Source organism: Micromonospora echinofusca, from assembly GCF_900091445.1.
In the GTDB taxonomy this organism is placed as follows: domain Bacteria; phylum Actinomycetota; class Actinomycetes; order Mycobacteriales; family Micromonosporaceae; genus Micromonospora; species Micromonospora echinofusca.
In genome coordinates this window covers 2,871,886-2,898,131 of sequence record NZ_LT607733.1, presented here as the reverse complement: position 1 = coordinate 2,898,131, position 26,246 = coordinate 2,871,886, and the positions used below count along the sequence as shown (strand labels likewise).

The window sequence follows — 26,246 nt, the reverse complement described above, 5'->3', positions numbered from 1 at the left end:
TCCATGACGACGACAGTCGACGACGCCGAGCCGGGCGCGGTCACCACGACCGTGTCCCGGCCCCGGCCGCACCGGGCCCTGCTGGTCTTCCTGCTCAAGCGGGTGGCCATCACCGCCGGCCTGCTGCTGGGCGTCACGATCGTGACGTTCGGCCTGGTCACCGTGGTGCCCGGCGACCCGGTCACGGCCAACCTCTCCGACCAGGCGCTCAACGATCCCGCGACGGTGGCCGCGTTCCGCGAGAAGTGGGGCCTGGACCAGCCGCTGTACGTGCAGTACCTGCAGTACCTGGGCAACCTGTTCCAGGGCGATCTCGGCATCTCGCAGCAGACCGGCCGGACCGTGGCCGACGACCTGTTGCAGTACGTGCCGGCGACCATGGAACTGGCCATCCCCACGATGGTGCTGGCGCTGCTGATCGGCACCGGGATCGGCATGCTCGCCGCCGTGCGAAACGGTCGGGTCACCGACCAGCTGATCCGCGTCGGCGCGCTGCTCGGCCTGTCCACCCCGCCCTTCTGGCTGTCGCTCGTCGTGCTCTACGTGTTCTTCTACCAGCTCGGCCTGGCGCCCAGCGGCGGGCGGCTGTCGACCGACTTCAGCCCGCCTCCGACGGTGACCGGCATGTACACGGTCGACGCCGCCCTCGCCGGTCAGTGGGACGTCGCCTGGGACGCCGCCCAGCACCTGATCCTGCCGGTGCTCGTGCTGACCAGCCTGACGGTGGCGATGCTGGTCCGCTTCGTCCGCTCCTCCATGCTGGAGGTGCTCCAGCAGGACTACATCCGGGCCGCGTACGCCAAGGGCCTGCCCGCCCGGGTGGTGTTCCGCCGGCACCTGCTGCGCGCCGGCCTGGTCCCGGTGATCACCGTCTCCGGGCTGGCCTTCGCCTCGCTGCTCTCCGGCACGGTGCTGGTGGAGAACATCTTCGGCTGGCCGGGCCTCGGCCAGTACGCGTACCGCAGCGCGACGGCGCTGGACCTGCCCGCGATCCTCGGCGTCAGCCTCTTCGTCGCGCTGGTCTACACGCTGGTCAACCTCACCGTCGACCTGCTGTACGGACTCATCGACCCGAGGATCCGCCTGTCATGACCACACTCGCACCCGACCCCGTGGCGCCCGACCCGAAGGCGACGGACGCGCTGGCCCGGCGTCGCTTCCTGGGCCGGCTGCGCGGGCGCCGGACCGGGCGGCCCATCTGGCGCCAGCCGATCGCCCTGGCGGCGCTGGTCATCCTCGGCGGGTGGCTGCTGGTGGCGCTGTTCGCCCCGCTGGTGGCGCCGTACGACCCGCTGGCGCAGAGCCCGGACGCCTACGCGCCGCCGTCGGGCACGCACTGGTTCGGCACCGACTCCCTCGGCCGGGACGTGTTCAGCCGGGTGGTCCACGGCGCCCGCCTGTCGATCCCGCTCGCGCTCGCCATCGTCTCGCTCGCCCTGCTGATCGGCGGCCTGCTCGGTCTGGTCGCCGGCTACGTGGGCCGGTTCGTCGACGAGGCGCTGATGCGCCTGACGGACCTGGTCTTCGCGTTCCCGCAGATCATCCTGGCGATGGCGGTCACGGCCGCGTTCGGGCCCAGCACCCGCAACGCCGTCCTCGCGCTGGTCATCGTCTCCTGGCCGGTGTACGCCCGGGTCATCCGCAGCGCCGTGCTGACCATGCGCGGCGAGGACTACCTCAGCGCCGCCCGGCTGCTCGGCATCGGGCCGCTGCGCGCGCTGCGCCGCGACGTCCTGCCCAACAGCGTGGGCCCGGCCATCGTGCTGGCCACCCTGGAACTCGGCAACGCCGTGCTGCTGCTGTCGGCCCTGTCCTTCCTCGGCCTCGGCCCCCGCCCGCCAGCCGCCGAGTGGGGCTCGATGGTGGCGCTCGGCTCGCAGGACCTCTCCATGTGGTGGGTCAGCGTGTTCCCCGGTCTGGCCATCCTCACCGTGGTGATGGCCTTCAACGTGCTCGGCGACGCCCTGCGCGACCGGATCGACCCCCGCTACGCGAAGGGACGTTGAGAGATGGCACCCCTGCTCGAGGTCGACTCCCTGGCCGTCACCCTGCCCGGCCCCACGGGGCCGCTGCCGATCCTGCACGACGTGTCGTTCACCGTCGACGAGGGCGAGATGGTCGGCATCGCCGGGGAGAGCGGCTGCGGCAAGAGCCTCACCGCGCAGACCCTGCTCGGGCTGCTGCCCGCCGGTGCCAAGGTCACCGGATCGGCCCGCTTCGCCGGCACCGAACTGCTCGGCCTGGACACCAGGCGCTGGCAGAAGGTACGCGGCGCCGGCATCGCGATGGTCTTCCAGGACCCCACCGCGGCGCTACACCCGATGCTCACGATCGGCCGGCAGCTCACCGAGCACATGCAGGTCCACCTGGGCCTGGACCGGCGGGCGGCCGACCGGCGGGCGGTGGAGCTGCTCGAGCAGGTCCGCATCCCCGACCCGCAGCGGGCGGTACGGGCGTACCCGCACCAGTTCTCCGGCGGCATGCGGCAGCGGGCCGCCATCGCGATCGCCCTCGCCGCCCGCCCCCGGCTGCTGATCGCCGACGAGCCGACCACCGCACTGGACGTGACGGTGCAGGCCGGCATCCTGGCGCTGCTGGAGCAGTTGCGCGCCGAGACCGGGCTGGCCGTCGCGTTCATCACCCACGACCTGGGGGTGCTCAGCGCGCTGACCACCCGCGGGTACGTCTTCTACGCCGGGCGGGTGGTGGAGACCGGGCCCACCGGGGCGCTGCTCACCGCGCCGCGGCACCCGTACACGGCGGCGCTGCTCGGCGCCCGCCCGCACGGCACCCAGTCCGTCGGCACCCTGCGGCCCATCCCGGGCGGTCCGCCGGCGCCGGGGCAGGCGCCGCCCGGGTGCCCGTTCCAGCCCCGGTGCGGATTCGCCGAGCCGTCCTGCCAGACCGCGCCGCCCCCGCTCTCCCCCGCCGGCGACGACCGGTCCGTGGCCTGCGTGGTCCGTCCGCACCTGGAGGTGGCGGCATGAACGAGCCGGTCGACTCGGGCAACCTGCTCGAGATCAGCGACGTCGAGGTCGAGTACAGGGCGCGCGGCCGGGGACCGGTCCGGGCCGTGGCCGGGGTGAGCCTCGAGGTGGCGCCCGGGCAGATCGTCGGCCTGGTCGGCGAGTCCGGCTGCGGCAAGTCGTCGCTGGCCCGGGTGGCGGTCGGGCTGGCCGCCCCGAGCGCCGGGGCGATCCGGTTCGCCGGGCGCCCGGTCACCCCGCTGGGCTGGCGTCGCCGGCCGGTGCCGCAGGTGGGACTCCAGATGGTGTTCCAGAATCCGTACGCGTCGCTGAACCCCCGGCGCACCATCGGCGCGCAGCTGCTCGACGGGGTGCCGGACACGGTGACCGGCGCCGCCCGCCGGGCGCGGGTGGCCGAGCTGCTGGACCGCGTCGGCATGCCCGCCTCGGCGGCGGAGCGGTACCCGCACCAGTTCTCCGGCGGCCAGCGGCAGCGGCTCGCCATCGCGCGGGCGCTCGCGCCGGAACCCCGGATGATCATCGCGGACGAGCCGGTCACCGCGCTGGACGCGTCCTCCCAGGCGCAGGTGGTCAACCTGCTCGTCGGGCTGGTCCGCGACCTCGACATGGGCATGCTGTTCATCTCGCACGACCTCTCCCTGGTACACGAGATCGCCGACGTCACGGCGGTGATGTACCTGGGCCGGATCGTCGAGACCGCGCCCACCCGCGAGCTGTGGCGCGCACCCCGGCACCCGTACAGCCGGGCGCTGATCGACGCGGTGCCGCAGATCGGGCCGCACCCGCAGCTGCCCAGGACGCTCGCCGGCGAGGTGCCCGACCCGGCGCAGGCGCCGACCGGGTGCCGGTTCCGGCCACGCTGCCCGCACGCCTTCGCGCCGTGCGGCGAGCACCCACCCACGCTCGACCTCGGCGGCCGCAGCGCCGCCTGCTGGCTCAACGACCCCACGGTGGCACCGAGCACCGTGCCCGCCGCGTAGAGGACACCGCATGCACATCCCCACCGAACAGGTCCTGGTCAACCTCGCGCTCTACGACGGCGTACGCGACGACGTGCAGCGCGACAGCGGCGTCTGGATCGGCGCCGACGGCACGATCCGCGCGGTCGGGCCGGTCGACGACGTCCTCGCCGAGGCCGGCGACGCCCGGGTGGTCGACCTGCACGGCGACCACGTCATGCCCGGCCTGACCAACATGCACGTGCACCTCTCGCTCGGGCTGCCCGGCCACTTCGGCGACGAGGTGCACCGGTCGAACCTGGCCGAGCTGGTGCTGCTGATGGCCGACTCGGCGCGCCGGACCCTGCACTCCGGGGTCACCACCGCCCGCCTCGTCGGCGAGAGCCGCTACGCCGACTTCGCCCTGCGCAAGGGCATCGAGCGCGGCGCGGTGGACGGCCCGCGGATCTTCACCGCCGGGCACGCCCTCTGCTGCACCGGCGGGCACGGCTGGGAGGCCGACGCCCTGGAGGCCGACGGGGCGGACGGATTCCGCCGACTCACCCGGCAGCAGATCCGCGCCGGCGCCGACCTGATCAAGGTGTGCATCTCCGGCGGCATCGCCGGCGAGTTCGAGTCGATCGACACCCCCCAGTTGCTCGACGACGAGCTGGCAGCCGTGATCCGGGTGGCGCACGACTGGGGCCGCAAGGTGACCGCGCACGCCGGCCCGGCCGAGTCGGTGCGCCGCGCCGTGGAACTCGGCCTGGACTGCGTCGAGCACGGCTACGAGCTGACCGACGAGGTGACCCGGCTGATGGCCGAGCGCGGCGTCTGGTACGTGCCGACGATCGTGGTCAGCCGCTGCGAGCAGTTCTTCCGCGACGCCGGCGTGCCCGGCTGGCTGATGGACCGCGCCCTGTCGGCCGGGCCCCGGCACTGGGAGAGCCTCCAGCACGCCATCCGCAACGGCGTGCCGATCGCGCTGGGCAGCGACATGCCGCCGCACGCCGGCTACGACGAGACGACCGCCACCGTGCGGGAGCTGGAGTTCATGGTGGACGCCGGGATGCCCGTCGCCGACGCGCTGAAGTCCGCCACCATCCGCCCCGCGCAGTGGCTGGGTCAGGCCGACACGCTCGGCAGCGTCGAGGTCGGCAAGCACGCCGACCTGCTGGTCCTGCGCGACGACCCCACCCGTTCGGTGTCCGCGCTGCGCAGCCTGCACGCCGTGATCAAGGGCGGGGTGTCGTACCGCGACGACCACGGCCGCCTGCGGGACGCGCGATGACCACGATCGTCGAGGTCGCCGACGGGTACCTCGACGCGCTCGCCGAACTGGATCCGGAGGCCGCCGAGGCGGCGGGGCGTACCCCCGACTCGCACTTCGCGGACCTCTCCCCCGACGGCTTCGCCGCCCGCGCGGAGCTGGCCCGCCGCACCGCCGCCGCGGCGGCCGGCGCCAGCGCCGACGGCACCGCGCAGCGGGCCCTCGCGGGCGCGCTGACCGACCGGCTGGCCAGCGAGGTCGACCTGTACGACGCGGGCTTCACCACCCGGCTGCTGGCCCCGCTGGCGACGCCGGTGCACCTGGTCCGGCAGGTCTTCGACAACCTGCCGCGCGACAGCGAGCGGGACTGGGCGGTCGTCGCCGCGCACCTGCGCCGGGTGCCGACGGCGCTCGGGCAGTACGCCGAGACGCTGCGCCGCTCGGCCGGGCGGGGGCAGCTCGTCGCGCGCCGGCAGGTGCTGGCGGTCGCCGACCAGTGCACCGCCTGGGTCACCTCCGACGACTTCTACGGCCGGCTGGTGGCCGGGTGTCCGGACGGACCGCTGGCCGGGGAGCTGGCCGCCGGGGCGCGGTCGGCCGCCGCCGCGACGGCGGACTTCGCCGCGTTCCTGCGTACCGAGCTGGCGCCCCGGGCCAGCGCGGTCGACGGCGTCGGCCGCGACCTGTACGCCGTCACGGCGCGCAGCTTCCTCGGCGCGAGCGTCGACCTGGACGAGCTGTACGCGTACGGCTGGGAGGAGCTGGCCCGCACCGCCGCCGAGCAGCGCGCGGTCGCCGCCGAGCTGGGCCACCCGGACGTGGCGTCGGCGCGGGCCGCGCTGGACGCCGACCCCGCCGGCCGGGTGCCGGTCGGGCCCGACCTGGAGCGCTGGCTGCGCGAGCGCACCGAACGGCTCACCGACGCCCTGGACGGTGCGCACTTCGACATCCCGGCCGCCACCCGCCGCGTGGTGTGCCGGATCAGCCCCGCCGCCTCCGGCGTCATGTACTACACCCCGCCCGACGTCGGGCTGACCCGCCCGGGCGGGATCTGGTGGTCGACGCCCCCCGGCGAGTCGACGGTGCCGGTGTGGCGGCACGTCGGGACGCTCTGCCACGAGGGGCTGCCCGGGCACCACCTCCAGCACGCGATCACCCTCACCACCGCCGGCCTGCACCCGTGGCAGCGTTCGCTGTGCCAGGTGCACGGGTACGCCGAGGGCTGGGCGCACTACGCCGAACGCCTCGCCGACGAGGTGGGCCTCTACACCGGCCCGGCCGAGCGGCTCGGGATGCTCGACGGGCAGATGTGGCGCGCCGCCCGGGTGGTCATCGACCTCGGCCTGCACCTGGACGTGCCGATCCCGACCGGGACCGGCTTCACCGACGCGCGCCGGTGGACCCCCGCGCTGGCCGTGGACTTCCTGGCCCGCGTCGCCGGGCTGGACCCGGCGACCGCACGCTTCGAGGTCGACCGCTACCTCGGCTGGCCGGCGCAGGCGCTGGCCTTCAAGGTCGGGGCGCGGCTGTGGCAGCAGGCCCGCCGGGAAACCGAACGGCGCGAGGGCGCGGGGTTCGACCGCAAGCGGTTCCACCACCGCGCCCTGCGGCTCGGCCCGATGGGGCTCGATCCGTTGCGCGCCCGCCTCGCCGAACTCTCCTGATCCACCCCCCGACACCCCCGTCCGCCCCGACCGGAAGCGAGTCCCGATGACCGTTGACGATCTCACCGCCGCCATCACCGACATGTACCGGTCGTTGGGCGACCGAGCGGCGTTCGACGCCCGGCTGCACCCCGACCTGACGATCTGGGAGTCCGACGCGCCCGACCTGCTCGACGGCCTGGCCGCCCTCGACGACCTGCGGGACCGTCGGGCGTCCGCCCGGGCAGCGGCCGCGTCCCCGACCTCGGTCGCCCCCGAGCAGCTCCGCACCGAGGCGTGGGGCGACACCGGCCTGGTCCGCTACGTGCTGCGGGCCCGGTACGCGGCCGGGCAGCCGGACGAGTGCTTCCGGGTGACGGACGTGCTGCGCCGCGACGAGCGGGGCTGGCGGATCGTGCACCACCACGCGGAGGCGCTGCGATGAGCGCCGAGGAACCGGTCACCGACCTGTACGACCTGCGGGTCGTGGTGGAACGCATCGAGGGCCGCTCCGTCTGCGGCCTCCAGCCGGGGGACTACATCGACCTGACCGAGTCGAACCGGCTCCGCATCCCCACGGGTCGGCACTTCTGCCTGTACGCCCTGGCGGCGTGCCTGCCGCTGCTGCCGGCCAAGCAGCGACCGCTGCCGCCGGAGGACTGGCTGGCCCGCGACTGCCACGTGGCCTGCCCCGACCCGGACGAGCGGGTCATCATGCGCATCGAGCGGACCGCCCGGCGACGGATCCCGACGGAGGAACTGACGTGAGCACCGACGAGGGTCGCCGACTGGTCGGCATCGGACTCCAGTCCGACAAGAGCGCCGACGAGTACGCGGCGCTGGCCGAACTCGCCGAACGGCACCGCTTCGACGTGCTGTCGGTCTTCGGCGACCTGATGTACCAGCCGCCGTTCTTCCCCCTGCTGGTGGCGGCGCGGCACACCCGGCGGATCCGGCTCGGGTCGGCCTGCCTCAACCCGTTCACCATGCATCCGGTGGAGATCGCCGGGCAGGTCGCCGCCCTGGACCTGGCGTCGAACGGGCGGGCCTACCTCGGGCTGGCCCGGGGCACCTGGCTGGACCAGGTCGGGGTGGCGCAGGCCCGGCCGCTGCGGCGGATCGCCGAGACCGTCGAGGTGGTGCGGCTGCTGCTGTCGCGCGACGAGCGGGGCTTCGCGGGCCGGGAGTTCACGGTGGCCCCCGGCACGGCCCTGCGCTACGCCCCGGTCCGCACCGACGTGCCCGTCCTGGTGGGTACGTGGGGGCAGCAGACCGCCCGGACGGCCGCCGCGTTCGCCTCGGAGATCAAGGTCGGCGGGTCGGCCAACCCCGCGATGGCCAAGACGATGCGGGCCTGGCTGGACGACGCCACGCCCGCCGGCCGGGACCAGGTGGGTGTGGTCATCGGGGCGGTGACCGTGGTGGACGAGGACGGCGCCCTGGCCCGCCGGGTGGCCCGTACGGAGGTCGCCATGTACCTGGCGGTCGTCGCCGCCCTCGACCCGAACGTCGACATCGACCCGGAGCTGCTGGCGCGCATCCAGCGGCACGTCGCCCGCCAGGAGCACGACGTGGCCGGCGCGCTGATCGGCGGTGACCTGCTGGATCTGTTCGCCTTCTCCGGCACTCCCGAGCACGTCGCGGCGCAGGCCGCCGCGGTGTTCGACGCCGGGGCGACCCGGGTGGAGTTCGGCACCCCGCACGGGTTGACCCCGACCGGCGGCGTCGACCTGCTCGGCCGCCGGGTACTTCCGCTGCTGCGGGGATGACGCCGTGACGGGGGCGGGCGTGCACCGGCCCGCTCCCGTCACGGGCCCCGCCGCCCCACGACTCCCGGCCGGGCTTCTCCGAGGTCTACCACGCGTTCCACATGCTCTCGCCGTGGATGGTCGGCCGCACCTGCACCCTCGACGGGCTCGACTGGTTCCACACCAACGTCAACGTCCCCGACCTGGCCGCATGACCCGGCTCGGCGCCCAGGGCCGCGTGTCGATGTTCGACGAGTTCAACGAGCCCTTCACCGGGCGGCTGCTGATCACCGGCAACACCACCGCCCGCGCCGGCACGTACGAGCTGAACTGGTAGATCGGGCTGGGGGCCATCTGGTTCTACGCGCTCGACCGGGACATCGACGCGACCGTCGACGTGATCGGGGACAGTTACCTCGACAACACGTACAACGCCATCATGCTGGTCAGCGACTGGCCGGTGAAGGACCTCCACTCGATCACCGGCGTCCGGTTCCAGGACATCCGGGTCGACGGCACGGGCACCTCCGTGCTGAGCGCCCGCGCGGCGGGCTCGGCCTCGTTGCGCAACGTCGACGCCCGCAACGTCGGCGCCGTCGGCGTCAACAACTGCGGGTCGTTCAACTTCCCGGCGACCGGCTCGGAGTTCGCCCTCACCGATCTCGGCGGCAACGACGGCGGCTGGCTGGCCCCGTGGCAACTGCCCAACACCATCACCTGCGAGGACCGACCGCCGGTCGTGCCGCCACCGTCGCCCTGGTGAGACACGGCCGCCGGCGGCCGTGTGACATGTCAGCCGCCCACCGCTATTGACCCATGTTGATCTATGTGCTATTCCGCCGCCTTTATGTATCGCAGAAAATGGCGGAAACCTCCCCTTTCCGGAGTCGGACACGGCCCGCGACGGAGGCGTGACACATTGCCTTTCGTCGTTGCATAATGGCCGCCGCACGCGCTGTCGGGCCGACGGTTCCCGACGCAGCGACGCCGACCGAAGGGGACAATTCCGTGAAGCGGGACCACTCACCTGTTCTACCTGGCGACGGCGCCACGGACTACGCGCGCTACATGCGCACGGACGCGCTGCTCGACCTGCAACGGAGCCCGGCGGAGATGATCCACCGCGACGAGCTGCTCTTCCAGGTGGTGCACCAGTCCACCGAGCTGTGGCTGAAGCTCGCGGCGGCCGAGCTGACCGAGGCGGTCGCCCGGATCCGCGCCGGCGAACCCGCGGCGGCCGGGCCGCTGCTGACCCGGGCGACCCTCGGGGTACGGCTGATCACCGACCAGCTGGAGATGTTCCGACACCTCTCCCCGGCCGCCTTCGAGGCCATGCAGCCCGCACTGGGCAAGGGTTCCGGCGCCGAGTCGCCGGGCTGGCGGCGGGTCCAGGCGGCCAGCCGGCAGCTCGGCCTGGCGTTCACCGACCACCTCGCCGCGCACGGCACCGCCCTGGCCGAGCTGCGCCGGGCGGACCCGACCGACCCCGTCCACCTGCTCGCCGAGGCGATGATGGAGTGGGACGAGCGGGTGTCGCTGTGGCGGGTGCGGCACTACCAGGCCGCCCTGCGCGTCGGCGGGCACGCCCCCGACGGCGCCGAGGCGACCGTGCTCGCCAAGCTCATCGGGCACCGGTTCTTCCCGGAACTGTGGCAGGCCCGCGTGAAGACCCTGCACGGGTGAAAGCGACCGTTCCCGTGCCGAGCGGTCGCCGCAATCCCCGCCCACCCCTCAATTTTTCAATTGTCTCCCCGTCCACGGTTGACACGAGCCGAATGTCGAGGTGCGGTTCGTGCGTGAACTGACGAGTTGGATGTCGGGTGCCGCCGAGGCGGACGATTTTCCCTATTCTCCCGTGCTGGCCGAGTTCCACCGGGTCGGCAAACACTTCGTGGAAAAGGAGCTCCTGGCGCTGCTGGACCACGTCCGGGCCCAGGTGACCGCCCCGGCCCCCGACCCGCCCACGCCCGCGGTCCGGCAGTTGCGCGACTTCCTCGACGTCGCGCTCGACAAGTGGGACGGCCGCTACGACTACCGCAGCTACCTGGCGCTGCGCCTACTCCGGCTGCCCTGCGGGGCGGACGACGGACGGGACGACGGGCCGGGCGGCGCGGACGACGAGCCCTGCGGCGCGGACGACCGGCCGGGCAGCACGGAGGCGGTGCCCGCCGGCGGGCCGGCCGCACACCCCGACCGCGCCCGCCGCGACCGCGACCGGCTGCTCGTCCGCCTGGTCGCCGACGCGCTGGCGTTCGAGGCGGCCGCCGCGTCGGAGGCCACCGACCTGCTGCCCGAGGACCGGCCGGGCCGGGAGGTGGTGGCCAAGCGGCACCGGCTCGGCGTACGGGCCGCGGCCCCCGCCCTCGCCCGCCTGGGCCTGGCCGGGGCGGCCCAGGAGCCGGCGGCCGTGCTGCGCGCCCTCGCCGCCGACCGCGCCCCCGCCGGGGAGCCGGCACTGTGGCTGAGCATGCTGCCGGTCTACGTCTCGCACGACGAGTACCTGTTCATCCGGGTGCTCCAGGCGTACGAGTGCCTCTTCGCGGGGCTCGTCGACGAACTGCGGGCCACGATCGCCGCCCTGGCCGCCGGTCGGGCGCGGGTGGCGGCCGACCGGCTGGCGTACGGCTGTCAGCTCCTCACCGCCGCCGGGCCGCTGTTCTCGCTGCTGGCCACCATGCAGCCGGCGGCGTTCCGGACGTTCCGTCAGTACACCGAGGGGGCCAGCGCCATCCAGTCCCGCTCCTACAAGCTGATGGAGTCGCTGTGCCGCACCCCGGAGGCGGCGCGGCTGGAGTCGCCCGCCTACGAGCAGGTGCCGGAGGTACGCGACCGGGTGCACGCCGGGCAGCCGTCAATCGACGAGGCGTTCCGGGCCGCGGTGCGCGCGGGTTCGCTCACCGGGGCGGACGTCGACCTGGTGGCCCGGGCCATGGGCGCGTTCGCGGCGGCCGTGCTCCAGTGGCGGCGTACCCACCACCGGCTGGCCACCCGGATGCTCGGGCCGCGCCCCGGCACCGGCTACACCGAGGGCACGCCCTACCTGGCCGCCGTGCGGTCCATCCCGGTCTTCAGCTCCGTCACCCCCGACCCGGATCCCTCCTCGGGGACCGGACCGAGCGGAGGCAGCCCCGAATGACCTCGCCCGAACCGGCACCCGACACGCCCGGGTGCCTCGACGCCGGAGCCCATGCCGCCCTGCGCGCCGAGTTCCCGCTGCTGTCCACCTGTGTCTACCTGAACAACAACTCCACCGGGGCGGTGCCCAGGGGCGCGGAGCACGTGCTCACCGACTACTGGGAGACGCTGCGCGGCTGGCGCGACGACGTCTGGCAGGACTGGCACGTCGGCCTCGACCGGTACGCCGACTCGATCGCCGCCCTCATCGGTGCGCCACCGGGCAGCGTGGTCACCGACGCGAACCTGAGCACCCTGCTCGCCCGGGTGGCGTCCTGCTTCGACTACCGCGCGCCGCGCGACCGGGTCGTCACCACCGACCTGGAGTACCCGACCGTGCCGTTCATCTTCACCGCGTTCCGCCGCTACGGCGCGCGCCTCGACGTCGTCTCCTCGGGCGGCCCGCACTTCGACGAGGACGCCCTCGAAGCGCGGATCGACGAGCGGACGCTGCTCGTGTGCGTCCCGCACGCCAGCTTCTCCTCCGGCGCCACCATCGACCTGCCCCGACTGGTCCGCCGCGCCCACGACGTCGGCGCCCTGGTGGTCGTCGACGCCTTCCAGACCGTCGGCGTCGTGCCGCTGGACGTGACGGCGCTCGGCGTCGACGTCGTCCTCGGCGGCGCGCACAAGTGGCTGTGCGGAGTCGGCACCGCCTTCCTGTACGTCCGCCCGGACCTGGCGGCCCGGCTGGAACCGGCGGCCACCGGCTGGCAGGCCGGCGACCGGGCACTGACCTTCCAGCCGTCGGCGGGCTGGGCGCCCGGCGCCCGGCGCTTCGCCGGCGGGACGCCGTACCCCCTCACCTCGCTGGTCTCCCAGGTCGGGCTGGACCTGCTGGCGGGGGTGGGCGCCGCCGCGATCCGGCGGCACTCGCTCGCCTGCACGTCCCGGGTCCTCCAGCGGGCGGCGGCGGCCGGCATCAGCGTGGTCAGCCCGGTCGAGCCGCACCGGCGCGGCGGCGTGGTCTGCCTCGACGTCGCCGACGGCGAGGCGGTCAAGCGGCGACTGGCCGCGCGGGACATGGTCTGCAGCTGGCGGGGCTACCTGCGCATCGGCCCGCACGTCTACAACACCCTAGAGGAGATCGACGCATTCATGGACGCGCTGGAAGAGGAGCTGGACCGGTGAACGTCACCCTGTCGCCGCGGGCGCTGATGAGCCTGCTCGCCAACGGGCCCAAGGCCATGGACGTCCTGGAGACCGCGCTCGGCATGGGCCTGCTCGACGCCCTGGAGCCGGGGCCGGTCAGCCTCGGCGCGCTCGCCGAGCGCTTCGACGTGCGGCCCCTGCGGCTCTACAAGTTCCTCGACTGCCTGGAGAGCCTCGGCTTCGTCGCGCGCAACGAACCGGGCGACGACCTCGCCTCGGCCACGTACCGGGCGGCGCCCGGCCTGCGCGACGCCGTGGCGGCGGTGGTCGGCCCCGACGCCATCGAGCGGGACCGGGACCGCTACCCCTGGCGGCGGCTGCACGGCCGGCTGGGCGAGAGCCTGCGCGGCGAGGTCAGCATGGGCGACGACGACTTCGCCTGGCCGCCGAAGACCGATGCGCAGACCGCCGACTTCGAACGCAGCATGGCCGTCGGTCTCGGCCCGGTGATCGAGGCCGTGCACCGCAACGCCGACCGGCTGTGGTCGGACCGGCGCCGCCTGCTGGACGTCGGTGGGGGCGACGGCACGCTCGCCGCGCACGTCCTCGACGACGCCCCGGGGCTGCGGGTCGACGTGTACAACCTGCCGGCCGTGGCGCCGCTGGTGGCGGCCACCCGGGCCGAGCGGGGGCACGTCGGCCGGCTCGGCTTCGTCGGCGGGGACTTCCTCGCCGAGCCGCTGCCGCCGGGTTACGACGCCATGGCGTTCGTCCGGGTGCTGCACGACTGGCCGAACGAGGTCACCCGCCGGCTGGTGGAGAAGGCGTACGCGGCCCTGGAGCCGGGCGGGATGCTGCTGATCTGCGAGGAGTTCCGCACCCCGGACCGGCTGGCGATGCAGTTCTTCTGGAGCTACTTCCTCATCGGGGTCGACACCTGTGTGAGCCGGCTGCGGGAGGTCGAGTTCTACACCGGCCTGCTCAAGGAGGTCGGCTTCGAGCGGGTGAGGGTGCTGCCCGGCGGCTGGGAACTGGTCTGCGCGTACAAGCCGGCGACCGGGACGTGACGCGACCGCGCGGGGGCCGGGCCGGCTCCCGCGCCGCGTCGGCCCCGGCGTTTGACCGCCGGGGCCGGGGGAAGACCGTGCGCCCAGGGCCGATTCCCGAGGAGCGACGATGGCGGACGCAGGACGGGCCAGGAAGGCCACCGGGGCGCGCAAGGCCCCGATGAAGCGGGCGGCGGCGGCGAAGAAGGTGGCGACGGCCACGAAGCGGGCCACCGGGGCGACCGCGGCCAGGTCCCCGGGGGAGAAGCCGACCCCGACGACCGCCCGCGTGGCCCGGAAGAAGGACACCTCCGCCACGGCGACCCCGGCCCGCGCCCGCAAGGCGCCCGCCACGGCAGCGCCGGCGAAGAAGGCACCCGCGAGGAAGGCGGCGAAGGCCGCGGCGACCCGCGCCGGCGCGGCCTCGAAGGCCCCCGCCCGCAAGGCGACGACCATGGAGTCGTTCGGCACCCGACGGGCACCCCGGACGAGCGCCGGCTGAGCCGGGACCACGACGCCCGGGCGACGGTCGGCCGGAGCCACGCGTCGTGCCGTCCCGGTCGGCCGTCCGCCGCGCGCACCGGCCCGCGCGCGGACGGCGGTCGGGTCCGGACGCCGGCCGCGCCGGGCCGTCGGCCAGAATGGGCCGGTGGCGAAGCGACCCCGCCGGCGGGCGGCCGACGACCCTGACCGGCCCTGCCCCTGCGGCTCCGGCCAGCCGTACGCGGGATGCTGCGGGCGGCTGCACCGGGGCGAGGCGGAAGCGGCGACGGCCGAGGCGCTGATGCGCTCGCGCTACAGCGCCTTCGCCGTCGGCGACACCGCGTACCTGCTGCGCAGCTGGCACTCCTCGACCCGACCGGGCCGGCTCGACCTCGATCCCGGCCAGCGCTGGACGGGCCTGGAGATCGTCGACACCGACCGGGGCGGGCTGTTCGACGCCACCGGCACCGTCGAGTTCCGGGCCCACCACCGTGCCGGCGGCCGGCCGGGCACGCAGACCGAGCGCAGCCGGTTCGTCCGCGAGGAGGGCCGCTGGGTCTACCTCGACGGGTCGCCCGACTGACGGCGACCGGCCCACCCGCCCGAGACCGGTCTGCCGCCCGCTCGGGACTGCCAGCGGCCGGCGCACCCGCGCCGAGACCGGCCGCCCGGTCGCGGCGCCGGGGCACCGCGACCGGGACGCGCTCAGCCGTTGGCGGCGACGCCGCGCGCCAGGCCGAGCCGGTCGACCGCCGCCGAGACGAGCTCGTCCGGCGTCAGCGCCACGTCCAGCACCAGCACCGACTCGTCCGGGTGGGGCTGTTCCAGGGTGGCCAGCTGCGACGCCAGCAGGCTCGGCGGCATGTAGTGCCCGGCGCGGCGGGCCATCCGCTCCCGGATCACCTCGGCCGCGCCGTCCAGGTGGACGAACTCGACGCTCGGCGGCCCCTGGCGCAGCGTGTCGCGGTAGGAGCGCTTCAGCGCCGAGCAGGCCAGCACCGTCGACACGCCGTCGGCGGCGCGCGCGGCCATCCAGCCGGCGAGATCGCGCAGCCAGGGCAGGCGCGCCACGTCGTCCAGCGGCACGCCGGCCCGCATGCTCGCCACGTTGGCCGGCGGATGGAACTCGTCGGCCTCGGCGAAGATCAGTCCGGTACGGGCGGCGATGCCCCGGGCCACGGTCGTCTTGCCGGCCCCGGACACCCCCATGACGACCACGTGCCGCGTCGGGGGCGCGACGGTCTCACCAGTCATGGACCGTGCCGTCCTGGAGCCGGTTGAACGGCAGGTACGCCGGCACGTACGGGAACTTCGCGGCGGCCTCCTCGTCCAGCTCGACGCCGAGCCCGGGCTGCTCCCCCGGGTGCAGGTAGCCGTCGGCGAAGGTGAACGACTGCCGGAACACCTCGTTGGTGAGCGCCCCGTGCTGCATGTACTCCTGGATGCCGAAGTTGTGGATGGCCAGGTCCAGGTGCAGGGCGGCGGCCATCCCGACCGGCGAGATGTCGGTCGGGCCGTGGATGCCGGACTTGATCTGGTACTGGGCGGCGAAGTCGAGCAGCTTGCGCATGGCCGTGATGCCGCCGGTGTGCGTGACGGCGGAGCGGACGTAGTCGATGAGCTGCTCGCGGATGAGCGTCTGGTAGTCCCAGACGGTGTTGAAGACCTCGCCGATCGCCAGCGGCGTGGTGGTGTGCTGGCGGACCAGCCGCAGCGCCTCCTGGTTCTCCGCCGGGGTGCAGTCCTCCAGCCAGAACAGGTCGTACGGCTCCAGCGCCTTGCCGAGCTTCGCGGCCTGGATGGGGGTCATCCGGTGGTGGCCGTCGTGCAGCAGCGGCAGCTCCGGGCCGAACTCGTTGCGGACGGCCTCGAACACGCCGGGCAGGTGGCGCAGGTAGGAGCGGGTGTCCCAGTCCTCCTCGGCCGGCAGCGGGGTGCGCTGAGCGGGCTCGTAGTCGTAGCGCTTGCCGGCGGCGCTGGGCTGGGTGGCGACGCCGTACACCGCGTTGATGCCCGGCACCGAGGTCTGCACGCGGATCGAACGGTAGCCCTGCTCGAGGTGCCGGCGGATCGAGTCGAAAAGCTCCGGCAGGTCCCGGCCGGAGGCGTGGCCGTACGCCATGATGCCGGTGCGCGACGCACCGCCCAGCAGCTGGTACAGCGGCATGCCGGCGGCCTTGGCCTTGATGTCCCACAGGGCCACGTCGACGGCCGCGATGGCGGCCATGGTGACCGGCCCGCGACGCCAGTACGCCGAGCGGTAGAGGAACTGCCAGGCGTCCTCGATGCGGTGCGCGTCGCGGCCGATCAGCAGCGGCACGACGTGGTCGCGCAGGTACGAGGCGACCGAGAGTTCCCGTCCGTTGAGGGTGCCGTCGCCCAGGCCGGTGACGCCGTCGTCGGTGGTGATCTTCAGGGTGACGAAGTTGCGGTCGGGGCTGGAGACGATGACGTCAGCGGCGACGATCTTCACGGGGTGCCTTTCTTCTACGGGGTGCTCGGCGGCTAACGGAGGACGTCTCCGGCCTCGTGACCGTCGAGGAGGGACAGTTCGGCGCGGCGCGGCAGCCCTTCCCAGTCGCCGGGGCTGGAGACCGCGAAGGCGCCGAGGGTGGCGGCGCGGCGCAGCCGACCGGCCAGGTCGAGCCCGTCGAACCAGCCGGAGAGGTAGCCGGCGGTGAACGCGTCCCCGGCGCCGACGGCGTCGACGGCGGTCACGCTCAGCGCCCCGACGCGCTCGACGCCCTCGCGGGTGTGCGCGCGGGCGCCGTCGCCGCCCAGCTTGACCAGGACCGTGTCCACGCCGCGGCGCAGCAGGTCCGCCACGACGGTGGACTCGTCGGCCCCGGGGTCGCCGACGAGGTCCAGCTCGTCGGCGGAGGCCACGACGATCGAGGCGTACCCGGCCAGCGGGGTGAGCACCTCGCGGGCGGTGTCGCGGGACCAGAGGCGCCCGCGGTGGTTGACGTCGAGGCAGACCGGTACGCCCGCGGCGACGGCGGCCTCGGCCGCCCACCGGGTGGCCGCGCGGGCGGTGTCGGACAGCGCCGGGGTGATCCCGCTCAGGTGCAGCGTCCGCGCGCCGACGGCCAGCGGCGCCCGCAGGTCGTCGACGTCGAGGGCGGAGCCGGCCGAGCCGGCCCGGTGGTACTGCACCCGGGTCAGGTCGGCGGTGCGCCGCTCCAGGAACATCAGGCCGGTCGGCCGGTCCGGGTCGCGGGTCACGCCGTCGACGGCGACGCCCTCGGCGCGCAGCTGCCGCAGCGCGTACTCGCCGAACTCGTCGGCGCCGAGGCGGCCGACCCAGGCGGCGCGGTGGCCCAGCCGGGCCACCGCGACGGCCACGTTGGACTCGGCGCCGGCCAGGTGCATCGTCAGCGGTCCCCCGGCGGCGAGCGGGCCGGCCGAGCGCAGCGACACCAGGGCCTCGCCGACGGTGAGCAGGTCCGGTGCGGTCATGACGCGGCCGGCTCCTGCACGGCGGCGAGGTAGGTGCGCGCCCGCGCCCGCAGCGCCTCCAGGTCGCCGCCGGAGGCGGCGTCGCCGACCAGGGGACCGCCCAGGCCGACGGCGATGGCGCCGGCCCGCAGGTAGCCGGGCACATCGTCCAGGCCGACGCCGCCGACCGCGACGAACGGAATGTCCGGGAAGGGGTCGCGCACCGCCCTGAGGTACGCGGGGCCGCCGACCGACGCCGGGAAGAGCTTGACCGCCGACGCCCCCATCCGCACCGCCGTGTACGCCTCCGTCGGGGTGAGCGCCCCGGCGGCGACCGGCAGGCCGCGCCGGGCCGCCTCGGCGATCGACTCGACCACGGCGGGCGTCACCACGAACTGCGCGCCCGCGGCGGCCACGTCCGCGACGTCGGCGGTGGTCAGCACGGTGCCGGCGCCGACCGACGCTCCGGCGGGGGCCGCGGCGCGCAGCGCCTCGATCGCGCGCAGGGCGTCCGGGGTGGTCAGGGCCACCTCGACGACGCGTACGCCCTCCTGGAGCAGGGCGGTGCCGGCGGCGATCGCGGCGGCGGTGTCGGTGCCGCGGATGATCGCGAGGATGCGGGCGGCGGTCAGTTCGGCGGTGAGGTTGACGGTCATGTGATCACCATTCCGCGTAGGAGCCGTCGCGGTGGCGCCACGTGGGGCTGCGCCACGCGTGGCCGCGCTCGTCCGCCGCGCGTACGGCGTCCTCGTCGATCTCGATGCCGAGGCCGGGTGCGGTGAGCCGCTCGACGTACCCGTCGACGAACGTCAGCGGGGTCTTGTCGAGGCAGTAGTCCAGCACCTCGGCGCCGAGGTTGTAGTGGATGCCGATGCTCTGCTCCTGGATCAGGTAGTTCGGCGTGGCGAAGCCGACCTGGAGGCAGGCGGCGAGCGCGATCGGCCCGAGCGGGCAGTGCGGGGCGAGCTGCGCGTCGTACACCTCGGCCAGCGCGGCGATCTTGCGGACCTCGGTGATGCCGCCGGCGTGCGACAGGTCCGGCTGGGCGACCGCGATGCCCGCCTGGAGCACCGGCAGGAACTCCTGCCGGTTGTAGAGCCGCTCCCCCGTCGACACCGGCGTGGTGGTGGAGCGGACGAACTCGCCGATGAGGTGCGAGTTCTCCGGCACCACCGGCTCCTCCAGGAAGAACGGCCGGTACGGCTCGAGCAGCGGGGCGACCCGGCGGGCCGTGGCGAGGCTGAACCGGCCGTGGAAGTCGACGGCCACGTCGCGCTCGTCGCCGAGCACCTCGCGGGCGGCGGCCACCCGCGCCACCACGGCGTCGAGTTCGGCGACGGACGCGACGGCGCTCATCCGGCCGGAGGCGTTCATCTTCACCGCGGTCAGGCCGGTGGCGACGGCGGCGGCGATCTGGTCGCGTACCTCGCTCGGCTCGTCGCCGCCGACCCAGCCGTAGACCCGGATCCGGTCGCGCACCGGGCCGCCGAGCAACTGGTGCACCGGCGCGCCGAAGTGCTTGCCGGCGATGTCCCACAGCGCCTGGTCGAGCCCGGCGACGGCGCTGGCCAGGATCGGCCCGCCCCGGTAGAACGAGCCCTTGGTCATGACCTGCCAGTGGTCCTCGATGCGCAGCGCGTCCTTGCCGATCAGCAGCTCGCTGAGCTGCTCGACGGCGGTGCGGACGGTCTCGGAGCGGCCCTCGCAGGTCGCCTCGCCCCAGCCGACGATCCCGCTGGCGGTCTCGACCCGGACGAAGAGCCAGCGCGGCGCGACGAGGAAGGTCTCCACCCGTTCGATCGTGGTCATGGTGTCCTCAGCCCTTCGTGGCGCCGGCGGTGAGGCCGGAGACGACGTACTTCTGCACGAACAGGGCGATCAGCATGATCGGCAGGGTGACCACGGTCGCCGCCGCCATCAGGCCGCCCCAGTCGATGCTGGCGTAACCGACGAAGTCGAAGATCGCCACCGGGAGCGTCTTGGTGTCGGCCCCGGACAGCACGAGGGCGAACATGAAGTTGTTCCAGGAGAAGATGAACGACAGGATGCCGGCGGTGGCGATGCCCGGCACCGACAGCGGCAGGGTGATCCGCCGGAACGCGCCGATGTGGGTCAGCCCGTCGACGAGCGCCGCCTCCTCGAGCTCGGTCGGCAGGCCGTCGAAGTAGCCCATCATGATGTAGACGATCAGCGGCAGCGACACGAACATGTGGCTGAGGATCAGCACGGTGAACCCGCCGACCATCTGCAGGTTCGAGAAGACGTAGTACCAGGGCACCAGCAGCGAGACGCCGGGGATGACCCGCGCCATGAGCACGACCAGCGCCGACTTCTTCATGTTGAAGCGGCTCATCGAGTACGCGGCCGGCACCCCGAGCAGCAGCGACAGCACGGTGGCGGCGAGCGCCACCCAGAGGCTGTTGCCGATGAACTGGATGTAGTTGGCCTGCTGGAGGACGTTGGAGTAGTTGTCCAGCGTCGGGGAGAAGACGAACGCCTTCTCGGTGTCGTAGATGTCGACGTTCGTCTTCAACGACGCGGCGACCATCCAGACCAGCGGCGCGATCAGCGACAGCACCACGAGGACGAGGGCGACCGTCCGGAAGACCTTGTACGGCCTGCGCAGCTTCATCGGTTCAGCCCCTTCTTGCGGTAGGTCAGGGCCCACATCACCCCGATGATGATCAGGAAGAAGATGATGAGGACGGTCGATGAGACGCCGTAGTCGTTGTAGTCGAAGCTGAGGCCGTAGGCGTAGACGTTGAGGGTCTCCACCTCGTGGAACGACCCGCCGCCGCGCCCCTTGGTGGCGTAGAGGATGTCGAAGGTCTTCAGCGCGTCGATGCCGCGCAGCAGGATCGCCACGATCACGGTGGGCATCAGCAGGGGCAGCGTGACGTGCCGGAACCGCTGCCACGTGCTGGCGCCGTCGATCAGCGCCGCCTCCTGCGGCTCGTCGGACAGCGACGTCAGGCCGGCGAGCAGGATCAGCACGACCATCGGCGTCCACTGCCAGATGTCGATGAACATCGTCGTGGGCAGCGCCGAGTTCTGCCCGGAGAGCCAGGGCTGCGGGCCGATGCCGACCCAGCCGAGCACCTGGTTCGCCATCCCGATGTTGGGGTCGAAGATCAGCCGCCACATCATGCCGACCGCGACCGGGGTGGCCACCAGCGGCAGGAGGATCGCGACCCGGACCCACTTCTCACCGCGGAACGGCCGCCACAGCAGCAGGGCGATCGCCATGCCGAGGACGACCTCGAAGAAGAGCACGACGCCGGTGAAGAGCGCGGTGCGCCACACGGCCGGCCAGAACCGGTCGGTGTCGCGGAGCACGTCGAGGTAGTTCTGGAAGCCGATGAACTCGCTCTCGGCGCGGACCGAGCCCTCGGCGTCGGTCAGGCTGAGGTATCCGGTCCACGCCACCGGGAAGATGATCAGCACCGCGACGAAGATCATGGCGGGTGCCGCGAACAGCCACTTGCGGTGCTCGTTGGCCCAGCGCGACCAGGCCGGGGTCTCGGGGGACGGCGGGCGCGCCTCGGGCGATCGTGTGACGGGTGTGGTGACGGCTGACATGAGGTCTCCGGGGTGGGGGTCAGGGCCAGCGTCCCGACGCGCGGTGGCGGAGCCGGTCGGCTCCGCCACCTGCGGTTCGGGCTACTTCGCCTCGTCGTCGAGGAACTTCTGGAACGCCTCGTTGGCAGCGTCCGCCGAGGCTGCCGCGTCCTTGCCGGTGATCGCGTCGACGATCGGCTGACCGACGATCTCCCGCGCCTGGGCGACCTTCTCGACCAGCGGACGGTCGTGGCCCACGCCGTTGGCGGTACTGACCGTGGTGGCCTCGGCGAGGTCCTTCGGGTAGGTCGCGGCGCCCTCCGGGTTCTCCCAGACGGAGGTACGGGCGCTGGGCACGCCGGCCTTCTGCTGCGCCAGCGCCTGCTCCTTGCCGGCCGCCCACTGGATGAACTTCCAGGCGTTGTCCTGGTTCTTCGACGCCTCGTTGACCCCGAGCGCCCAGGAGGGGACGTTGTACGGCTTCGAGCCGGCCGGGCCGGCCGGGAAGGCCGCGAACCCGACGGTGTCGGAGACCTTCGACTTGGTCGGGTCGGTGGCGTTCTTGTAGAGCGAGTTGGCCTCGGTGTAGAAGGCCGCCTTGCCCTGGGTGAAGATCGCCATCGCCTCGGACCAGCTCATGTCGGTGCTGATGTTCTCCGGGCCGTGCTCGCGCAGCAGGCCGCCGTAGTAGGCGTACGCCTGCTTGGCCTGCTCGGTGTTGACCGAGGCCTTGCCGCTGGCGTCGACGAAGTCGCCGCCGAAGCTGTACAGGAAGCTGGAGAACTGCGTGACCGCGGCCGACTTGCCGGTACGGGCCACGAAGCCCGCCACGCCCGGGTTGTCCGCCTCGACCTTCGCCGCCTGCGCCTTGAGCTCGTCGAGGGTCTTCGGCGGGGCGGTGAAGCCGGACTTCTCCAGCAGGTCCTTGCGGTAGTAGAGGACCTCCTGCTCGGTGATGATCGGCACGCCGACCACCTTGTCCTCGTACGTGGTCGCCTGCACCGGCCCGGCCTGGAAGTCACCGACCTCGAACGCGCTGTCCGACTTGCTCTTCTCGGTCAGGTCGGCGAGGTACTTGTTCTTGGCGAACAGCTTCCCCTCCTGAAGCGGCCGGTACATCATCACGTCCAGGTCGGTGGACCCGGCGTTGAGCTTGACGTTGTACTGGTCGGAGAGCTGGTCCTCACCGAGCTGGGTGACCTCCACCTTCAGGCCCGACTGCTTCTCGAACTCCGGCAGCGCCTTCTTGATGTTCTCCGTCCAGACGTGGTTCACCAGCGTGACCCGGACGGTGTTCGAGCCGCCGGCGTCGTCCCCGCCGCCACCGCAGGCGGACAGGCCGAGGGCGACGACCATCGCCAGGGAAGTCCCGATAACTGATCGACGTCTCACGTCCAACTCTCCTTATGCCGTGGCCGTGGCCGCCGCCCCGATGGGTGGGCCGCCACCTCGCGGTTTACATCCGCTTAACTTCGGGATGCTAGGCCGAAAAAGCAGACTTATACAAGGGGTAGACCTAACTGATATGCTCCGTCGCGTGGAATCGTCCTCTCCGGGGGCTGTGGCCGCCCAGCTCGCCCCTGTCGAGGCTGGCCTGCACGCACGCGTCCTCGACCGCCTCGGCACGGCCATCTGCGACGGGGAACTGGCGCCCGGGTCGGTCCTCAACATCGACGACCTGGTGGACCGCTACGCGGTGTCCCGCTCGGTCGTCCGCGAGGTGCTGCGCGTACTCGCCTCGATCGGTTTCATCGAGACCCGCCGCCGCGTGGGGGTCATGATCCGCCCGTCGGAACACTGGAACGTCTTCGATCCGCAGGTGATCCGCTGGCGGCTCGCCTCGGCCGGGCGCATCGTGCAGTTGCGCTCGATCACCGAGTTGCGTACCGCCGTCGAGCCGCACGCCGCCTGGCTGGCCGCCAGCCGGGTCGGCCACGACGAGGCGAGCGACCTGGTCGGGCTGGCGGCGAAGATGTGGGCCGCCGGCAAGGCCGGCGACGAGGAGCGCTTCCTCCAGCTCGACATAGAATTCCACCGCCGGATCCTGGTGGCCTCGGGCAACGAGATGTTCGTCCGGTTGCAGGACCTGATCGCCGAGGTGCTCACCGGCCGGCACCAGCACCACCTCATGCCGCACCACCCGCACGAGCAGGCCCTCCAGCTGCACGCCGAGGTGGCCCAGGCGATCCAGCGGCGCGACGGCGACCGCGCCCGACGCGCCATGGTGCAGCTCATGGAGCAGGCCTTCGACGAGATGAGCTCGATCTGGGAGCAGACCGGCGAGACCGCCGGCGCCTGACCCGCGACCCGGCGGCGGTTGCGGGGACCGCCGCCGGTCCCCCGGTCAGCCGGCGCGGCCCGGATGCTGCGGCCCGCCGCCCGGCTGCGCCCCGCCCGCCGGCCGCGGGCGCGTCGGCCGGCCGACGCGCACCACCAGGAGCAGTGCCACGATGAGGTACGGCACCGCGGCCACCGCGAACGCGACCCCGTTGCCGGCCCCGGTGGCGAGCAGGCCGTACCCGCCGTAGACCGCGATGATCGTGACGTCGGTGGCCATTCCGGCCAACGAGGTGACGGTGGCCCGGCTGGCCCCGGTGATCCGGGCCTGCAACCGGGCGTCGGCGAGCACGGTGGCGAGCTGGAAGCCGCAGAACGCGGCGGCCACCAGCGCGAAGCCGAGCGGCCGGGCGAGCAGCGCACCGGCGGCCAGGGCCACGGCCGACAGCGCCAGCAGGCCGGCGTACCCCCGGCCGGTCAGCCGCTCCCCCGCCGGGGCGAGCAGGCCGCCGACGGCCACCCCCACCCAGGTGAACAGGAGCAGCAGCGGCACGGTCGCCTCGCCGACGCCGGTGTCGCGGGCCAGCAGCGGGGTGTACTCGTCCAGGGCGCCCCAGACCGCCGCCACGACCGCCACCAGCAGCACCGCCGCGCGCACGGCCCGGTCGGCGTGGACCTCGGCCAGCCCGGCGCGCAGGCTCGCCCACCAGCCGAGGTCCTCCTCGTCCGTCGCGCCGTCGCGGCCGGTCGGATCGGCTCCCGCGTCGACCTCGGCACCGGCGGGCACGGAGGTGGCGGGCGCGGCGGTCATCGGCCGGCGGTGTTCCGGCAGGCGGGTGGCGACGGCGGCGGCGAGCAGGCAGGCCAGCACGCTGGCCGCGCCGACGGCCGGGTAGCCGCCGAGGGCGAACGCGGGGCCCGCCAGCAGGATCGAGGCGAGCACGCCGAGCGTCTCGGCGGTCTTCGCCCGGCCGATGACGCGGGCGTAGCGGCCGGCGGCACCGAGGCGGTCGAGTTCGGTGAAGACCAGCGCCTCCAGCGCGCCCGAGGCGAGGGCCCCGCCGGCGCCCCAGAGCACGAACCCCACGGCGAAGGCCGGGTACGAGGGCACGAGCACCCAGAGGGCGAAGCCGGCGGCGGTGACCAGCGGCGCGAGGGCGAGCAGCAGCCGCCGGGACACCGCGTCGGCGAACGCGCCGGAGGGCACCTCCAGCAGGATGCTGGCGGCCGACCAGATCACGAACAGCGACGAGATCTGCCAGACCGACAGGCCGGTGTCACTGAACAGCAGCGCGTACAGCGGATAGAGCAGGACGAGTTCGCTGAGGAACGCGTACCCGTAGAGGGTGGCCGCCAGCCGGCGGACGCGCGCGTCGGACACGCGCGGAGGGTGGACAGTCATGGGACCTTCCTGTGGGGACGAAGCGGACGCCGGACGTACGGCGACCGCGGCGGCCCACGGCAGTGGCCCCTAGCAGTGCATCAACATCGCCACGTCATGCCGGCGATCGTAGTCGCGCCGGCCCGGACGGGCACACCCTTCGCCGGACACACGCCGGGGCGGGACCCGGTCGGATCCCGCCCCGGCGTCGTGCTCAGCGGCGGCGTTGCTCGCCGCCCATCGGCGGGATGACCATGGTGGCCTCGCTGTCCTCGGCGGCCGGACGGGCTGCGGCGGGCGAGGTGACCTGGGTGGTGTCCGCCTCGCCCTGCCGCGGCACCGGCACGGTCGGGTCGGCGTCGACGCGGGAGGCGGAGACCACCTGGGTGGCGTCGGGGTCCGCGACGACACGGGGGCCGGACACCACCTGCGTGGCATCCGGGTCGCCGCTCGTGGTCCCGGCGGCGAGGTGCGCCTCGCTGTCGCGGCGCCCGGCCTGGTAGGCGCGGGCGTGCGTGGCGATCTGCCGCGACTCCTGCTCGGCCCGGCTCAGCCACGACTCCCAGCGACTCTGCATGGGACGGACCAGCCCGCCGCCCACCCCGACGACGAGGATGCCGCCGACGGTGGCCAGCACCGCGATCAGCACGGGAGTGGTGACGGCGGTGGCCACGCCGATCTGGTTGAGCGCGGCGATGACGCCCAGCCCGAGGATGAACACGGAGGCGATGGTGGCGAGGAGCCGGCCGTACGACAGCCCGCCCAGGGCACCGCTGATGATGTCCTTCACCGCGTTGGCGATGGCGGCGGCGACCACGACGATGACGATCGCGACGAAGGCGCGGGGCAGCCAGGCGATCACGCCCGCGATCAGGTCGGAGATGGGGTTGGGACCCCAGATGCCGAAGGCCAGCTGGAGGGTCACCAGCAGCACCCCGTAGTAGGCGAGCTTGGCGACGATGTCGCTGGCGTCGTACCGGGAGCGGGCCAGGGCGCGACGGATCCCGCCGCGTTCCACGGCACGGTCGAAGCCCACCCGCTCCAGCACCTTGTCCACGATCTTCAGTACGGCCTTGGCGATCAGCCAGCCGGCCACCAGGATCGCCACGAAGGCGACGGCCTTGGGCAGGAACAGCATCACCGACCGGAGGGCGTCCCCCACCGCGTCGCCGAAGTTGTCTCTCATCGGTAGTCCTCCACACGGCATCCGG

General features: G+C 73.5%; 26 protein-coding genes and 1 pseudogene. 17 read left to right on the top strand and 10 right to left on the bottom strand.

Annotation, left to right across the window (positions count from 1 at the left end; translation table 11 throughout):
- The first annotated feature begins 3 nt into the window (after positions 1-3).
- The 16 genes and pseudogenes from GA0070610_RS12680 to GA0070610_RS12605 all read left to right on the top strand — a co-directional run bounded on the left by GA0070610_RS12680 (position 4) and on the right by GA0070610_RS12605 (position 14,964).
- The gene (locus GA0070610_RS12680) at positions 4-1,092 is read left to right on the top strand and encodes an ABC transporter permease (RefSeq protein WP_197697838.1); all 1,089 of its coding nucleotides are present in this window, start codon (positions 4-6) and stop codon (positions 1,090-1,092) included.
- Complete coding sequence (locus GA0070610_RS12675) at positions 1,089-2,006, top strand: ABC transporter permease (RefSeq protein ID WP_089000222.1); 918 nt, start codon at positions 1,089-1,091, stop codon at positions 2,004-2,006. The genes GA0070610_RS12680 and GA0070610_RS12675 overlap by 4 nt, the downstream gene beginning before the upstream one ends.
- A 3-nt stretch (positions 2,007-2,009) precedes the next feature.
- Positions 2,010-2,987 carry an ABC transporter ATP-binding protein gene (locus GA0070610_RS12670; protein WP_089000221.1) on the top strand — a complete coding sequence of 326 codons (978 nt, stop codon included), beginning with the start codon at positions 2,010-2,012 and terminating at the stop codon, positions 2,985-2,987.
- Positions 2,984-3,967 carry an ABC transporter ATP-binding protein gene (locus GA0070610_RS12665; RefSeq protein ID WP_089000220.1) on the top strand — a complete coding sequence of 328 codons (984 nt, stop codon included), beginning with the start codon at positions 2,984-2,986 and terminating at the stop codon, positions 3,965-3,967. Before GA0070610_RS12670 ends, GA0070610_RS12665 begins: the two co-directional genes overlap by 4 nt.
- A 10-nt stretch (positions 3,968-3,977) precedes the next feature.
- The gene (locus GA0070610_RS12660) at positions 3,978-5,216 is read left to right on the top strand and encodes an amidohydrolase family protein (RefSeq protein ID WP_089000219.1); all 1,239 of its coding nucleotides are present in this window, start codon (positions 3,978-3,980) and stop codon (positions 5,214-5,216) included.
- Positions 5,213-6,859, top strand: coding sequence for a DUF885 domain-containing protein (locus GA0070610_RS12655; RefSeq protein ID WP_089000218.1), 1,647 nt, complete (start codon positions 5,213-5,215; stop codon positions 6,857-6,859). Before GA0070610_RS12660 ends, GA0070610_RS12655 begins: the two co-directional genes overlap by 4 nt.
- 46 nt (positions 6,860-6,905) lie before the next feature.
- The gene (locus GA0070610_RS12650) at positions 6,906-7,283 is read left to right on the top strand and encodes a nuclear transport factor 2 family protein (RefSeq protein ID WP_089000217.1); all 378 of its coding nucleotides are present in this window, start codon (positions 6,906-6,908) and stop codon (positions 7,281-7,283) included.
- Positions 7,280-7,606 (top strand): TIGR04076 family protein, encoded by a 327-nt coding sequence (locus GA0070610_RS12645; RefSeq protein WP_089000216.1) that lies wholly within the window; start codon positions 7,280-7,282, stop codon positions 7,604-7,606. Before GA0070610_RS12650 ends, GA0070610_RS12645 begins: the two co-directional genes overlap by 4 nt.
- The gene (locus tag GA0070610_RS12640; protein ID WP_172896522.1) at positions 7,603-8,607 is read left to right on the top strand and encodes an LLM class flavin-dependent oxidoreductase; all 1,005 of its coding nucleotides are present in this window, start codon (positions 7,603-7,605) and stop codon (positions 8,605-8,607) included. Before GA0070610_RS12645 ends, GA0070610_RS12640 begins: the two co-directional genes overlap by 4 nt.
- Positions 8,608-8,848: 241 nt before the next feature.
- Positions 8,849-9,349 (top strand): annotated as a pseudogene (locus GA0070610_RS12635) (glycosyl hydrolase family 28-related protein); the annotation flags it as partial.
- Positions 9,350-9,594: 245 nt separating this feature from the next.
- Positions 9,595-10,269, top strand: coding sequence for a tryptophan 2,3-dioxygenase family protein (locus GA0070610_RS12630; RefSeq protein WP_089000215.1), 675 nt, complete (start codon positions 9,595-9,597; stop codon positions 10,267-10,269).
- Between the two features lie 100 nt (positions 10,270-10,369).
- A complete protein-coding gene (locus GA0070610_RS12625) occupies positions 10,370-11,722 on the top strand; it encodes a tryptophan 2,3-dioxygenase family protein (RefSeq protein WP_089000214.1) in 1,353 nt (450 codons plus the stop codon).
- Positions 11,719-12,891 (top strand): aminotransferase class V-fold PLP-dependent enzyme, encoded by a 1,173-nt coding sequence (locus GA0070610_RS12620; RefSeq protein WP_089000213.1) that lies wholly within the window; start codon positions 11,719-11,721, stop codon positions 12,889-12,891. The genes GA0070610_RS12625 and GA0070610_RS12620 overlap by 4 nt, the downstream gene beginning before the upstream one ends.
- Positions 12,888-13,919, top strand: a complete 1,032-nt coding sequence (locus GA0070610_RS12615) for a methyltransferase (protein WP_089000212.1) — start codon at positions 12,888-12,890, stop codon at positions 13,917-13,919. Before GA0070610_RS12620 ends, GA0070610_RS12615 begins: the two co-directional genes overlap by 4 nt.
- Positions 13,920-14,028: 109 nt before the next feature.
- On the top strand, positions 14,029-14,400 hold the full coding sequence (locus GA0070610_RS12610) for a hypothetical protein (RefSeq protein ID WP_089000211.1): 372 nt from the start codon (positions 14,029-14,031) through the stop codon (positions 14,398-14,400).
- A 147-nt stretch (positions 14,401-14,547) separates the two neighbouring features.
- On the top strand, positions 14,548-14,964 hold the full coding sequence (locus tag GA0070610_RS12605; RefSeq protein WP_089000210.1) for a YchJ family protein: 417 nt from the start codon (positions 14,548-14,550) through the stop codon (positions 14,962-14,964).
- A 122-nt stretch (positions 14,965-15,086) separates the two neighbouring features.
- On the opposite strand, the gene GA0070610_RS12600 is transcribed toward GA0070610_RS12605, so the two are convergent.
- The 8 genes from GA0070610_RS12600 to GA0070610_RS12565 form a co-directional block, all read right to left on the bottom strand.
- The gene (locus GA0070610_RS12600; RefSeq protein WP_089000209.1) at positions 15,087-15,635 is read right to left on the bottom strand and encodes a gluconokinase; all 549 of its coding nucleotides are present in this window, start codon (positions 15,633-15,635) and stop codon (positions 15,087-15,089) included.
- Positions 15,625-16,854, bottom strand: coding sequence for a D-mannonate dehydratase ManD (gene manD, locus GA0070610_RS12595; RefSeq protein ID WP_089000208.1), 1,230 nt, complete (start codon positions 16,852-16,854; stop codon positions 15,625-15,627). Before manD ends, GA0070610_RS12600 begins: the two co-directional genes overlap by 11 nt.
- A 32-nt stretch (positions 16,855-16,886) precedes the next feature.
- Entirely contained in the window at positions 16,887-17,840 is a 954-nt protein-coding gene (locus GA0070610_RS12590; RefSeq protein WP_089000207.1) for a sugar kinase, read from the bottom strand.
- Positions 17,837-18,475: a bifunctional 4-hydroxy-2-oxoglutarate aldolase/2-dehydro-3-deoxy-phosphogluconate aldolase gene (locus GA0070610_RS12585; protein ID WP_089000206.1), complete on the bottom strand. Its 639-nt coding sequence runs from the start codon at positions 18,473-18,475 to the stop codon at positions 17,837-17,839. Before GA0070610_RS12585 ends, GA0070610_RS12590 begins: the two co-directional genes overlap by 4 nt.
- 4 nt (positions 18,476-18,479) lie before the next feature.
- Positions 18,480-19,628, bottom strand: a complete 1,149-nt coding sequence (gene dgoD / locus GA0070610_RS12580) for a galactonate dehydratase (RefSeq protein WP_089000205.1) — start codon at positions 19,626-19,628, stop codon at positions 18,480-18,482.
- Positions 19,629-19,635: 7 nt separating this feature from the next.
- Entirely contained in the window at positions 19,636-20,451 is an 816-nt protein-coding gene (locus GA0070610_RS12575) for a carbohydrate ABC transporter permease (protein WP_089000204.1), read from the bottom strand.
- Entirely contained in the window at positions 20,448-21,398 is a 951-nt protein-coding gene (locus GA0070610_RS12570) for a carbohydrate ABC transporter permease (RefSeq protein ID WP_197697837.1), read from the bottom strand. Before GA0070610_RS12570 ends, GA0070610_RS12575 begins: the two co-directional genes overlap by 4 nt.
- A gap of 81 nt (positions 21,399-21,479) precedes the next feature.
- Entirely contained in the window at positions 21,480-22,769 is a 1,290-nt protein-coding gene (locus GA0070610_RS12565; RefSeq protein WP_231926096.1) for an ABC transporter substrate-binding protein, read from the bottom strand.
- Positions 22,770-22,914: 145 nt separating this feature from the next.
- Between GA0070610_RS12565 and GA0070610_RS12560 the strand changes: the two genes are divergently transcribed.
- The gene (locus GA0070610_RS12560; protein ID WP_231926095.1) at positions 22,915-23,676 is read left to right on the top strand and encodes a FadR/GntR family transcriptional regulator; all 762 of its coding nucleotides are present in this window, start codon (positions 22,915-22,917) and stop codon (positions 23,674-23,676) included.
- 45 nt (positions 23,677-23,721) lie between these two features.
- On the opposite strand, the gene GA0070610_RS12555 is transcribed toward GA0070610_RS12560, so the two are convergent.
- Both GA0070610_RS12555 and GA0070610_RS12550 read right to left on the bottom strand, forming a co-directional pair.
- Positions 23,722-25,056, bottom strand: a complete 1,335-nt coding sequence (locus GA0070610_RS12555) for an MFS transporter (protein WP_089000201.1) — start codon at positions 25,054-25,056, stop codon at positions 23,722-23,724.
- 193 nt (positions 25,057-25,249) lie between these two features.
- Positions 25,250-26,221, bottom strand: a complete 972-nt coding sequence (locus tag GA0070610_RS12550; protein ID WP_089000200.1) for a mechanosensitive ion channel family protein — start codon at positions 26,219-26,221, stop codon at positions 25,250-25,252.
- Positions 26,222-26,246: the final 25 nt, after the last annotated feature.

Excerpts from the sequence above, each read along its gene's own strand:
- GA0070610_RS12680 (WP_197697838.1), top strand. The coding sequence starts at position 4 with ATGACGACGACAGTCGACGACGCCGAGCCGGGCGCGGTCACCACGACC.
- GA0070610_RS12675 (WP_089000222.1), top strand. The coding sequence starts at position 1,089 with ATGACCACACTCGCACCCGACCCCGTGGCGCCCGACCCGAAGGCGACG.
- GA0070610_RS12670 (WP_089000221.1), top strand. The coding sequence starts at position 2,010 with ATGGCACCCCTGCTCGAGGTCGACTCCCTGGCCGTCACCCTGCCCGGC.
- GA0070610_RS12665 (WP_089000220.1), top strand. The coding sequence starts at position 2,984 with ATGAACGAGCCGGTCGACTCGGGCAACCTGCTCGAGATCAGCGACGTC.
- GA0070610_RS12660 (WP_089000219.1), top strand. The coding sequence starts at position 3,978 with ATGCACATCCCCACCGAACAGGTCCTGGTCAACCTCGCGCTCTACGAC.
- GA0070610_RS12655 (WP_089000218.1), top strand. The coding sequence starts at position 5,213 with ATGACCACGATCGTCGAGGTCGCCGACGGGTACCTCGACGCGCTCGCC.
- GA0070610_RS12650 (WP_089000217.1), top strand. The coding sequence starts at position 6,906 with ATGACCGTTGACGATCTCACCGCCGCCATCACCGACATGTACCGGTCG.
- GA0070610_RS12645 (WP_089000216.1), top strand. The coding sequence starts at position 7,280 with ATGAGCGCCGAGGAACCGGTCACCGACCTGTACGACCTGCGGGTCGTG.
- GA0070610_RS12620 (WP_089000213.1), top strand. The coding sequence starts at position 11,719 with ATGACCTCGCCCGAACCGGCACCCGACACGCCCGGGTGCCTCGACGCC.
- GA0070610_RS12610 (WP_089000211.1), top strand. The coding sequence starts at position 14,029 with ATGGCGGACGCAGGACGGGCCAGGAAGGCCACCGGGGCGCGCAAGGCC.
- GA0070610_RS12600 (WP_089000209.1), bottom strand. The coding sequence starts at position 15,635 with ATGACTGGTGAGACCGTCGCGCCCCCGACGCGGCACGTGGTCGTCATG.
- GA0070610_RS12590 (WP_089000207.1), bottom strand. The coding sequence starts at position 17,840 with ATGACCGCACCGGACCTGCTCACCGTCGGCGAGGCCCTGGTGTCGCTG.
- GA0070610_RS12585 (WP_089000206.1), bottom strand. The coding sequence starts at position 18,475 with ATGACCGTCAACCTCACCGCCGAACTGACCGCCGCCCGCATCCTCGCG.
- dgoD (WP_089000205.1), bottom strand. The coding sequence starts at position 19,628 with ATGACCACGATCGAACGGGTGGAGACCTTCCTCGTCGCGCCGCGCTGG.
- GA0070610_RS12575 (WP_089000204.1), bottom strand. The coding sequence starts at position 20,451 with ATGAAGCTGCGCAGGCCGTACAAGGTCTTCCGGACGGTCGCCCTCGTC.
- GA0070610_RS12570 (WP_197697837.1), bottom strand. The coding sequence starts at position 21,398 with ATGTCAGCCGTCACCACACCCGTCACACGATCGCCCGAGGCGCGCCCG.
- GA0070610_RS12555 (WP_089000201.1), bottom strand. The coding sequence starts at position 25,056 with ATGACTGTCCACCCTCCGCGCGTGTCCGACGCGCGCGTCCGCCGGCTG.
- GA0070610_RS12550 (WP_089000200.1), bottom strand. The coding sequence starts at position 26,221 with ATGAGAGACAACTTCGGCGACGCGGTGGGGGACGCCCTCCGGTCGGTG.